Here is a 10,427-nt window from a genome sequence, read left to right on the forward strand (position 1 = left end):
CGCCGCAGCAGCGTCTCGTAGCGACGAAGAGGGGGCGGCATGAGCGAGGTATCCGCAGCGCCGGACCTGGGCAACAAGTCGGTGACCAAGGCCATGGGGCTGCTCCGCGAACTGGCCACCCAGCCCAGGACCGGTGCCACAGTCAGCACTCTGGCCAAGGCCGCCGGCATCTCACGCCCCACCGCGTTTCGCCTGCTGTACACCCTGGAGAAGAACGGCTTCGTCGACCGCGTCGACAACAACTACGTCCTCGGCTGGGAGCTCGCGCGGCTGGGCCGCCATGCGGACCCGTACGCGGGTCTGGTAGCCCGGGCGCAGCCACTGCTCCAGGAACTGTCGGACAGGTTCAACGAAACGGTGTCCCTGTCGGTGCCGGACTCCAACGGCGGACTCGACCTGGTCGTCGAGGCCACCGGATCCCGAGTGGTCGGCATCAGAGCCCAGCACATGATCGGGCAGCGCTGGCCGTTGCACGCCAGTTCCACCGGCAAGATACTGCTCGCCGAGATGCCCACGGAGAGGGTGCTGACCCTGCTGCCCGAGAACCTCGAGGCCTACGCATCGCGCACCATCACCGACCGCACGGCCCTCCTGAAGGAACTCGAGCAGATCCGTGAGCAGGGCTTCGGGATCATCGACAACGAACTCGAGGAAGAACTGCTCTCCCTGTCCCGTCCCGTCCGCGACACATCCGGGAACCTGGTCGCCATCCTGACCCTCAACGGCCCCCGATACCGCTTCAGTCGGGACCGGATCCCGGAAGCCCTCCAACGGATGCAGACGATCATCGACCGCCTGACCGAGGGGTACTGGCAGGATGCGGCGGCTGACTGAGAGACCCCACGCGCGGGTGGCGAAGAGACACCCCTGCCGCCGAGGGACTCCTGCCATTCCTCGTCGGGGGGGGGAACGCGGAATTCCTTGCTCGGTGGAGGGACCGGTGGCGGGGTCAGGAAGGCCATGTGCGCTTGGATTGCCTCCCTGCGGCGAGGAACGGCGCGCGCACTCGTGAGTACGCCTACTCATGCCGACCCGCCCCGGGACGGGGACGATGGGCCGTGTCGGGGTGCGGACGAGAGGCGGGGGCATGGGCAGGTTTCTGGGGGCGGTCGCAGCCGTCGTGGCTGCGGCCGCGGCACTGGTCCTGGCATACGTGGCGGGGGCACCGCCCACGGTGGTGTTCGCCGCCGGGGCGGGCGTGCTGAGCCTTCTGTGGCTGCTGCTCCTGCTCACGCTGCCCTGGAACCTGTACTTCCGCGCGCATGCGGTGCTCGCCGAGATCGCGGTGAGCCGCGAGAAGGGCATGGAGGTCTCCCCGGCCCGGGATGCCGAGGCCGTGCGCATCGCCCGCACGATGCTCCGGGCGGCGATCGCGGGTCACGTCCTGACGGCGGCGGTCGTCCTCGCAGTCACCTGGGCGACGGGCGAGTTCACGGGTTACTGGTTCGCCGCGTTCTTCCTGCTGAGCACCTTCTTCCGTCCGGCCGGCGCCTACTTCGGCCAGCTCCGGCGGCGCCTGGGCACCCTCCTCAAGGACGTCACGTATCCGCGAGACGACGTCGTCGAGCTGCACGCCCGGCTGAACCGCGCCGAGGCCGGAACGCGGGTCCTGGAGGAGAAGGCGGGGGAACAGTACCGAGCCCTCGCCGAACTGCGCCGCACCGTCGACGCACTGGCCATGAGCACGTACGAGCGGGCCGAGGAGGCCGACCGCAGGATCGCCGCGCTGGGCAGGGAGTTCGAGTCCACGGTGAACCGCCTCACCGACAACCAGGAGATCATCGCGGGCGTGAAGGCGTTCCTGCGCCTGCTGCGCTCCACCGACGCGGCCGAGGAGGCCCCGACCTCCGGGTGAACGGGGCCTCACAACGCGATGCACGGCCACACCACGTCATCACGCCCTCCTCGATGATCCGGCCCTTGCACAACGCACGAACCATCTGAACCGCAGCAGAACAACCCACTCCCCTCGTGTGACGGACATCACAGCACACCATTCGATGTCCTCAGGTCATCATATGACCTGATCTCCTCCGGAGAAGTTGAGCCGACCGCTCTGGACGACACGGCAACACGAGGATGGGCATGAGCGACCAGAACAAACCCGCACGACCGCGCGTGGGCGTGGTGGGACTAGGAGCCATGGGCCTCGGGATGGCCCGCAGCCTGCGGACCGCCGGCTACGACGTCGGGGTCCACGACCTGCGGCCGGACATGGCCGCGGCATTCGCCCGCGACGGCGGGACGGCGTTCGACTCCTGCGGCGAGCTGGCAGCCTCGGTGGACGTCCTGGTCAGCGTGGTGGTCAACGCGAAGCAGGTCGAGTCGGTGCTGTTCGGTGCCGACGGGGCGGCCGACCGGCTCCGCCCGGGCGCTGTCTTCGTGATGTGCTCCACGGTCGACCCGGGCTGGTCCGCAGCATGCGAGGGACGCCTGGCCGAGAAGGGGGTGCTCTACCTGGACGCTCCCATCTCCGGTGGCGCCGCGCGTGCGGCGGCCGGTGAGCTCACCATGATGACGTCGGGTTCCGCCGAGGCGTACTCCGTCGCCGACCCGGTGCTCGAGGCCATGAGCAGCACCGTCTACCGCCTGGGAGACCGCGCCGGACTCGGCTCGAAGGTGAAGATCGTGAACCAGCTGCTCGCGGGCGTGCACATCGCCGCGGCGGCCGAGGCGATGGCTCTCGGCATCAGGGCCGGGGTTCCCGCCGAGGCGCTCTACGAGGTCATCACGCACAGCGCCGGCAACTCGTGGATGTTCGAGAACCGCATGGCGCACGTTCTCGCGGGCGACTACACGCCCCTTTCCGCCGTCGACATCTTCGTCAAGGACCTGGGGCTCGTGCTGGACTCCGCCAGGCCGGAACGGTTCCCGCTCCCCCTCGCCGCCACCGCCCACCAGATGTTCCTCCAGGCGTCGGCGTCCGGACTGGGGGCCGAGGACGACAGCGCGGTCATCAAGATCTTCCCGGGGATCGAGCTGCCCGAGCCGGTGGAGGCCTGACATGGGAATCCGCCTCGGGTGCATCGCCGACGACTTCACCGGTGCCACGGACCTGGCCAACAACCTGGTGCGCGTCGGCATGCGCGTCGTCCAGCTGATCGACGTACCACCGCTCCGCTCCCGGCAGGCGATGGACGCGGACGCCGTGGTCATCGCCCTCAAGTCGCGGACCGTCCCGGCCGCCGAAGCCGTCGAGGTGTCCCTTCGAGCACTCGCCTGGTTGCGCTCCATGGGCACCGAGCAGGTCTATTTCAAGTACTGCTCCACCTTCGACTCGACACCGGCCGGCAACATCGGGCCGGTCACCGAGGCGCTGATGGACGCACTGGGTGCCGACTTCACCGTCGCGACGCCCGCGTTCCCCGACAACGGGCGCACGGTCTTCAAGGGCCATCTCTTCGTCGGCGACACACTGCTCAGCGACAGCGGCATGCGCCACCACCCGCTCACCCCGATGACCGACTCCAACCTGGTCTCCGTCCTCGGCGCGCAGACCGCGCGCGAGGTCGGCCTCATCGATCACACGGTCGTGGCCGACGGTGCCGCGGCGATCCGAGCCCGCATCGACGCCCTGCGCGAGGACGGCTTCCAGATCGCCGTCGTCGACGCCGTCTCCAACGACGACCTCCTGCGCCTGGGCGCGGCGGTCCAGGGGCTCCCGCTGGTGACCGCCGGCTCGGGCCTGGCGATCGGCCTGCCCGCGAACTGGGGGTTCAAGCCGTCCCGCGCCGCCGCGCAGCTGCCGCCTCCCGGCGGCCACCGGGCCATCGTCTCGGGATCGGTCTCCGTCGCCACCAACCGTCAGGTCCTTCAGTACCTGCGCAGCGGTCGACCCGCGTTCAGCGTGGATCCGCTGCGCGTGGCGGCCGGTGAGGACGTGGTCGGGCAGGCCCTGGTCTTCGCCGAGTCGCACCTGGACGACGGACCCGTCCTCGTCTACTCCACCGAGTCGGCCGACACGGTGCGCACCGTCCAGGGCCGGCTCGGTGCCGCCGAGGCCGGTGAGCTCGTGGAGCGGACGCTGGCCCGCGTCGCACAGGGGCTCGTGGAACGTGGTGTCCGCCAGCTCGTCGTCGCGGGCGGTGAGACCTCGGGAGCGGTCGTCCAGGCGCTCGGCATCACCGGGCTGAGGATCGGACCGCAGATCGACCCCGGTGTGCCGTGGTGCGCGGCGGCCCTTCCCGACGGAGACACCCTCCACATCACGCTCAAGTCCGGCAACTTCGGCGGTCCCGACTTCTTCACCTCCTCGTTCGCCCTCCTGGACGAGGAGGCCGCATGACCCCACGGACGGGCATCACCGCCGGGGCAGCGCACGACGAGGCCGTCACGCACGACGAGGCCGTCACGCACGACGAGGCCGTCGACGCGGCACGCAACGAGATCGTCCGCGTGGGCACCAGCCTGTTCGCCCGGGGCTACGTCCACGCAAGCGCCGGCAACATCAGCGCCAAGGTCGGCGACTGCCATCTGATCACTCCCACCGACGCCGCGCTGGGATTCCTCGAACCCGGCCGCCTCGCGCTGGTCGACGCCCGTGGTGAACAGACGGCGGGCGACCGCGCCAGCAAGACCCTGACGCTCCATCGACGTATCTGTTCCGCCGACCCCACGGCCCGGTTCGTCGTCCACACCCACTCCACGCATCTGGTCGCGCTCACGCTGGCCGGCGTGTGGAGCCACGACGACGTGCTTCCGCCCATCACGCCGTACTACGCGATGAAGGTCGGGCACGTCCCGCTCATCCCCTACCACCGGCCCGGCGACCCGCGCGTGGCCGATCTGGTGACCGCCCGGATCGCCGAGCACGCGGCGGGCCGTACGCCCATCAGGGCCGTGCTGCTCGACCGGCTGGGCCCTGTGGTCTGGGGGCCCGACGCGGCCACCGCCCTCGCCGTCCTCGAAGAACTCGAGGAGACGGCACGTCTCTGGCTCCTGACCGACCGTCGCCCCGAGCCGCTCCCCGATCACGCGCTCGATGAACTGAGGTCCACGTTCAACGCCGCGTGGTGACCGCTCCTCACCTGTCAGAGAATTCCCCTGAGCCGCACAAAGGATCGCCATGCCCATGTCCATAACGGCGTCCGATGCCCCCGACGTCGCCCGTGAGAACGCCGTCTTCCGCAAGGTCGTACGGCGTATCGTCCCCTTCCTAGTCCTCTGCTACGTCGTCTCCTACCTGGACCGGGTCAACGTCGGCTTCGCCAAGCTGCAGATGTCCGACGACCTCGGGTTCAGCGAGGCGGCATACGGCCTCGGCGCCGGCCTGTTCTTCATCGGCTACTTCCTCTTCGAGGTCCCCTCGAACCTGATGCTGCAGCGCGTCGGCGCCCGCACCTGGATCGCCCGGATCATGATCAGCTGGGGCATCGTCTCGGCGTCGTTCATGTTCGTCCAGAACGAGGCGATGTTCTACGTCCTCAGGTTCCTCCTCGGTGCCGCCGAGGCGGGGTTCTACCCGGGGGTGATCCTGTACTGCACCTACTGGTTCCCCTCCCACCGCCGTGCCCGTGTGATCGCGCTCTTCATGTCCGCGATCCCGGTGGCCGGCATCTTCGGCAACCCGCTCTCCGGCTGGATCATGGACCGGTTCCAGGGCGTGAACGGCTGGCAGGGCTGGCAGTGGATGTTCCTGCTGGAGGCGATACCCGCCTTCCTGATCGGTGTGGCCACCCTGTTCTACCTCGACGACAGCGTGCGCGCCGCGAAGTGGCTCACCGATGAGGAGAAGGCCGTCGTCGAACGGGCGATCGCCGAGGACGCCGCGCACCAGACCGTGCACGGCCGGGTCTGGGACGCCGTCCGCGAGCCGAAGGTGTGGCTGATGTGCCTCATCTACTTCTGCTTCGTGATGGGCCAGTACGCCCTGACCTTCTGGATGCCCACGTTCATCGAGTCCACCGGCATCGAGGGCAACCTCGCGATCGGGGTGCTCAGCGCCGTGCCGTTCCTGGCCGCACTGGTCACGATGAACCTGTTCGGGCGTTCGGCGGACAAGCGCCGTGAGCGCCGCTGGCACCTGGTCGTGCCGAGCCTCATGGGCGCCGTCGGCTTCTCGCTGGCGGCCGGCTGGGCCGGGTCCACCGCGCTGTCCCTGGCCGCGCTGTCCTTCGCCGCGGCAGGCGTGCTGACCTGCGCGCCGCTGTTCTGGTCGCTGCCCACCGCGTTCCTCGGCGGAACCGCCGCCGCGGTCGGCCTCGCCGCGATCAACTCGGTCGGCAACCTCGCCGGCTTCGTCAGTCCCTACATGATCGGCGCGCTGAAGGACGCCACCGGCTCGACGTCGCTCCCGATGTACGTCCTCGCGCTCAGCCTCGTCGTCGGCGCCGCCGCGGTGCTCACCACCGACAAGCAGGTCGTCAACCGCTGACCGGGTCTTCCCGGTCCCCACACAGGAGCCAGCATGCCGAGGTTCGCCGCGAACCTGTCCATGATGTACACCGAGCACGACTTCCTCGACCGCTTCGCAGCGGCCTCGGCGGACGGCTTCACCGCCGTCGAATTCCTCTTCCCCTATGACTACAGCGCCACGGAGCTGCGCCACCGACTCGACGACCACGGTCTCCGGCAGGTGCTCTTCAACGCACCTCCCGGAGCGTGGGAGTCCGGAGAACGGGGGATCGCGGCGCTGCCCGGCCGCGAGGCGGAGGCCCGCTCCGGGATCGCCCGGGCTCTGGAGTACGCCGCCGCACTGGACTGCCCGCGGTTGCACGTGATGGCCGGGCTCGTGCCGCCGGACGCGACGGAGAAGGACCTGGCCGAGCACCGCGACACCTACCTGGCCAACCTCGTCTGGGCCGCCGAGCGAGCCGCCGCGGTGGGCGTCGACATCCTGATCGAGCCGATCAACGGCCGCGACATGCCGGGCTACTTCCTGTCCCGGCAGGCAGCGGCCCACGCGGTCGTGCAGGATGCGGGAGCCCCGAATCTCAAGGTGCAACTCGACCTCTACCACTGCCAGATCGTCGAAGGCGACCTCACCACGACCCTGCGCCGCGACCTGCCGACCGGCCGGGTAGGTCATCTGCAGATAGCGGGCGTGCCCGACCGCCACGAGCCCGACCGCGGCGAGATCGACGTGAGCCACCTGTTCGGAGTCGTCGACGACCTGGGCTTCGACGGGTGGATCGGCTGCGAGTACCGACCACGCGCCGGCACCAGCGAGGGCCTCGGCTGGCTGAACGACTACCGGGGAGACAGCGCATGAGGATCGTCATCACAGGTGGTTTCGGCTTCCTGGGACGCGAGATCACCAGCACCCTGCTCAGGACGCGGACGTATCGCGGTGCACCGATCGATCGTCTGGTGCTCGCCGACCGGTTCGTGCCGTCCGGGGCACCGGAGGCGGCCGACCCCCTCGTGCGGATCGTGCGGGGTGACCTGATCGAGAGCCTCGCCGAGGTGTTCGCAGAGCCGGTGGACGTGCTGATCCACCTCGCCGCCGCCGTCTCGGCCGAGTGCGAGGCCGACTTCGACCTCGGCATGGGCGCCAACCTGGACACCACCCGCGCGCTCCTCGAAGCCGCCCGGGCGCAGTCGGCCACCGGCGGGCCGACACCGCGCCTGGTGTTCTCCAGCAGCGTGGCGGTCTACGGTCCGGACCCGGCGCTGCCCCTCCCGTCGGTGGTCAGCGAGTCGACCCTGCCCACGCCCCGGTCGAGCTACGGGATCCAGAAACTCGTCTGCGAGCAGCTGGTCGCGGACTACACCCGCCGGGGTTTCGTCGACGGACGCGTCGCCCGCCTGATGACCGTGTCGGTGCGGCCCGGCAGGCCGAACGCGGCCGCCTCCGGCTTCCTGTCCGGCATCATCCGCGAGCCGCTCGCGGGCCTCCCCGCGGTCTGCCCCGTGCGTCCCGACCTGCGGGTGGCCCTGGCCTCGCCACGGCGCACGGTCGAGGCGATCCTCCGCATCGCGGAAGCCGAGCGCGGCACCGGAAGGGGCCGGCTCGACGGCGGACTTCCGGTCAACCTTCCGGCACTCACGGTCTCGGTCGCCGAGATGCTGGCCACGCTGCGGCAGGTGGCCGGCGACGCCGTGGCCGACCTGGTGACGATTGCCCCCGATCGTGACATCGAGGCCGTTGTGGGCTCGTGGCCCTCCGTCTTCGACAACACGCGGGCCGCCACGCTCGGGCTGGAGCCCGACCCGAGCTTCGCGTCGGTGGTACGGGACTACCTCGCCGACCACCCCGACGCGATCCTGGTCGGCTCACCGCACGCAGCGGGACGGCCGGACCCGGGTCTATAGACTGAAAACCATGTTTTCTAAGGTGAGCGGTCCCATCCGGCTCGCGGACCAGGTCGCCGCGACGCTCTCGGCGGAGATCGAGTCGGGGCGGCTGGCTGAGGGCGACCGGCTGCCGACCGAGGTGGAGCTGGTCAGGCAGCTGGGTGTCAGTCGCACCGTCGTGCGCGAGGCCCTCTCAAGGCTCCGCAACGCGGGCCTGGTCGAACCGCGCCAGGGGATCGGCGTGTTCGTCCTGCCGCGACGCACACGCCCGCTCGACCTCGAAGCCGAGGCCGCCGACACCAAGTCAAAGGTGCTGCAGATCGTGGAGGTACGCCGCGCCATGGAGGGCGAGGCAGCCTACCTCGCCGCCACCCGGGCCACACCCCACGACCTCGCGCGGATGCGTCAGGCCCTGGACACGATCGACTCGGCGGTCGCGGCCGACGGCGACGGCGTGGACGAGGATCTCGCCTTCCACCGGTCCATCGCCGAGTCGACCGGGAACACGGTGATGGTCTCGACGGTGCGGTACCTGGGCGAGGTGCTGCGCAGCGGTATCCGCGTCACGCGCGCGAACGAGGCACGCCGGAACGACTTCATCGAAGCGGTCCGGGAAGAGCACCAGGCCATCCTCACCGCCATCGAGGCAGGCGACGCCAGAGCGGCACGCACCGCCGCACGCCGCCACATGAAACACGCCGCCGCTCGGCTCCGGGACGCGGACGACGGATTCTGGACCGAGACCGAGGACCTCGACGTGGATCTCGACACCGCTCCCTGACGCGCGGGCGCGCCTGCGCCGATGTGGACGACAGACCGGTGCCGGCCAGGTCCATGGGCCTGGCCGGCACCGCCGCTACACGGTCACCCGTTCAGCCGGGAGTCGCCACGAGGTGACCGCGCGCCACGCACGGTGCTCAACAGGGCCTCCCAGGACTGCTGGAACTTGCGGATGCCCTCCGTCTGGAGGGCGTCGGCGACAGCGGCGTACGGGATGCCCATTTCCTCGACGGCGTCGAGGTCGGCGCGGGCCCGCGCGTAGGTGCCGGCGATGGTGTCGCCGGTGATCTCACCGTGGTCGGCTACGGCTTGCAGGGTGGTCTCCGGCATGGTGTTGACGGTGCCCGGTGCGACCAACTCGGTGACGTACATCGTGTCCTCGTACGCCGGGTCCTTCACGCCTGTGGAGGCCCACAGCGGTCGCTGCTTGTTGGCGCCCTCGCGCTCCAGTGCGCTCCAGCGGTCGGACGACCGGGTCGAACTGTCGGCAGAGCCGAACACCTCCTCGTAAGCCTGGTAGGCGAGGCGTGCGTTGGCGATGGCTGCCCTGCCGCGCAGTGCCTTGGCCTCCTGGGTGCCCACGGCGTCCAGCCGCCTGTCGATCTCGGTGTCGACGCGGGAGACGAAGAAGGAGGCGACCGAGTGGATCTTCGACAGGTCCAGGCCGCGCTCCTTGGCCTTCTCCAGACCGGCCAGGTAGGCGTCCATGACCTCGTGGTAGCGCTCCAGCGAGAAGATCAGCGTCACGTTCACGCTGATGCCCATGCCGATGACCTCGGTGATGGCCGGCAGGCCCGCCCGGGTGGCCGGGATCTTGATCATGACGTTGGGGCGGTCGATCAACCAGGAGAGATGCCTGGCCTCGGCGATCGTCGCGTCCGTGCCGTGTGCGAACCGAGGATCGACCTCGATGGAGACCCACCCGTCCCGGCCGCCGGTGGCGTCGAATGCCGGGCGCAGGATGTCGGCCGCGTCACGCACGTCCGCCGCGGTGATCACGCGGACCGCCTCGGCGACCGTCGCCCCGCGCAGCGCCAGGTCGTGGAGCTGATCGGCGTAGTCGCCACCGTCGCCGATCGCCTGCTGGAAGATCGTCGGGTTGGTGGTGACGCCCACGACGTGCTGCTGGTCGATCAGCCCGGCGAGGTTGCCGGACGTGATCCGCTTGCGCGACAGGTCGTCCAGCCAGATCGCCACGCCTTCCTCGGAGAGGCGCCTGAGGGGGGCGCCGTTCGTTGATGGTGCGGTTCCTGTTTCTCCAGCGAGGGCCAACTCCTGGGCGGCGGCGATGGATTCCCGAGCAACGGCGGCCACGTTCTCGGGAGTGAAGCCGTACTCGCGGAAGAGGACCTTGCCGTCGGCCGAGGCACCGAAGTGCTCCAGCGAGACGATGCGGCCCGCGTCCCCGACGT

The 10,427-nt window shown here is 69.9% G+C and carries 10 protein-coding genes; 9 read left to right on the forward strand and 1 reads right to left on the reverse strand.

What is annotated here, in order from left to right; all coding sequences use genetic code 11:
• Positions 1-39: 39 nt before the first annotated feature.
• The 9 genes from FNH04_RS04810 (at position 40) to FNH04_RS04850 (ending at position 9,016) form a co-directional block, all read left to right on the forward strand.
• Positions 40-834: an IclR family transcriptional regulator gene (locus FNH04_RS04810; RefSeq protein ID WP_152780636.1), complete on the forward strand. Its 795-nt coding sequence runs from the start codon at positions 40-42 to the stop codon at positions 832-834.
• Between the two features lie 253 nt (positions 835-1,087).
• Positions 1,088-1,855, forward strand: coding sequence for a hypothetical protein (locus tag FNH04_RS04815; RefSeq protein WP_152780638.1), 768 nt, complete (start codon positions 1,088-1,090; stop codon positions 1,853-1,855).
• Between the two features lie 230 nt (positions 1,856-2,085).
• Complete coding sequence (ltnD, locus tag FNH04_RS04820) at positions 2,086-3,003, forward strand: L-threonate dehydrogenase (protein ID WP_152780640.1); 918 nt, start codon at positions 2,086-2,088, stop codon at positions 3,001-3,003.
• Between the two features lies 1 nt (position 3,004).
• Positions 3,005-4,285, forward strand: a complete 1,281-nt coding sequence (gene otnK, locus FNH04_RS04825) for a 3-oxo-tetronate kinase (protein ID WP_152780642.1) — start codon at positions 3,005-3,007, stop codon at positions 4,283-4,285.
• Entirely contained in the window at positions 4,282-5,016 is a 735-nt protein-coding gene (locus FNH04_RS04830) for a class II aldolase/adducin family protein (protein WP_152780644.1), read from the forward strand. The genes otnK and FNH04_RS04830 overlap by 4 nt, the downstream gene beginning before the upstream one ends.
• 55 nt (positions 5,017-5,071) lie before the next feature.
• The gene (locus tag FNH04_RS04835) at positions 5,072-6,373 is read left to right on the forward strand and encodes an MFS transporter (RefSeq protein ID WP_228031140.1); all 1,302 of its coding nucleotides are present in this window, start codon (positions 5,072-5,074) and stop codon (positions 6,371-6,373) included.
• A 33-nt stretch (positions 6,374-6,406) separates the two neighbouring features.
• Positions 6,407-7,210 (forward strand): 2-oxo-tetronate isomerase, encoded by an 804-nt coding sequence (gene otnI / locus FNH04_RS04840; protein ID WP_152780647.1) that lies wholly within the window; start codon positions 6,407-6,409, stop codon positions 7,208-7,210.
• Positions 7,207-8,253: a D-erythronate dehydrogenase gene (gene denD, locus FNH04_RS04845; protein WP_152780649.1), complete on the forward strand. Its 1,047-nt coding sequence runs from the start codon at positions 7,207-7,209 to the stop codon at positions 8,251-8,253. The genes otnI and denD overlap by 4 nt, the downstream gene beginning before the upstream one ends.
• A gap of 22 nt (positions 8,254-8,275) precedes the next feature.
• Positions 8,276-9,016, forward strand: a complete 741-nt coding sequence (locus FNH04_RS04850; protein WP_322722592.1) for a FadR/GntR family transcriptional regulator — start codon at positions 8,276-8,278, stop codon at positions 9,014-9,016.
• Between the two features lie 83 nt (positions 9,017-9,099).
• Here FNH04_RS04850 and tal read toward each other — a convergent pair whose 3' ends face one another.
• Positions 9,100-10,287 carry a transaldolase gene (gene tal / locus FNH04_RS04855; RefSeq protein ID WP_152780655.1) on the reverse strand — a complete coding sequence of 396 codons (1,188 nt, stop codon included), beginning with the start codon at positions 10,285-10,287 and terminating at the stop codon, positions 9,100-9,102.
• Positions 10,288-10,427: the final 140 nt, after the last annotated feature.

The organism is Streptomyces phyllanthi, from assembly GCF_009377205.1.
GTDB lineage: Bacteria > Actinomycetota > Actinomycetes > Streptomycetales > Streptomycetaceae > Streptomyces > Streptomyces phyllanthi.

Excerpts from the sequence above, each read along its gene's own strand:
- FNH04_RS04810 (WP_152780636.1), top strand. The coding sequence starts at position 40 with ATGAGCGAGGTATCCGCAGCGCCGGACCTGGGCAACAAGTCGGTGACC.
- FNH04_RS04815 (WP_152780638.1), top strand. The coding sequence starts at position 1,088 with ATGGGCAGGTTTCTGGGGGCGGTCGCAGCCGTCGTGGCTGCGGCCGCG.
- otnI (WP_152780647.1), top strand. The coding sequence starts at position 6,407 with ATGCCGAGGTTCGCCGCGAACCTGTCCATGATGTACACCGAGCACGAC.
- FNH04_RS04830 (WP_152780644.1), top strand. The coding sequence starts at position 4,282 with ATGACCCCACGGACGGGCATCACCGCCGGGGCAGCGCACGACGAGGCC.
- denD (WP_152780649.1), top strand. The coding sequence starts at position 7,207 with ATGAGGATCGTCATCACAGGTGGTTTCGGCTTCCTGGGACGCGAGATC.
- FNH04_RS04835 (WP_228031140.1), top strand. The coding sequence starts at position 5,072 with ATGTCCATAACGGCGTCCGATGCCCCCGACGTCGCCCGTGAGAACGCC.
- ltnD (WP_152780640.1), top strand. The coding sequence starts at position 2,086 with ATGAGCGACCAGAACAAACCCGCACGACCGCGCGTGGGCGTGGTGGGA.
- otnK (WP_152780642.1), top strand. The coding sequence starts at position 3,005 with ATGGGAATCCGCCTCGGGTGCATCGCCGACGACTTCACCGGTGCCACG.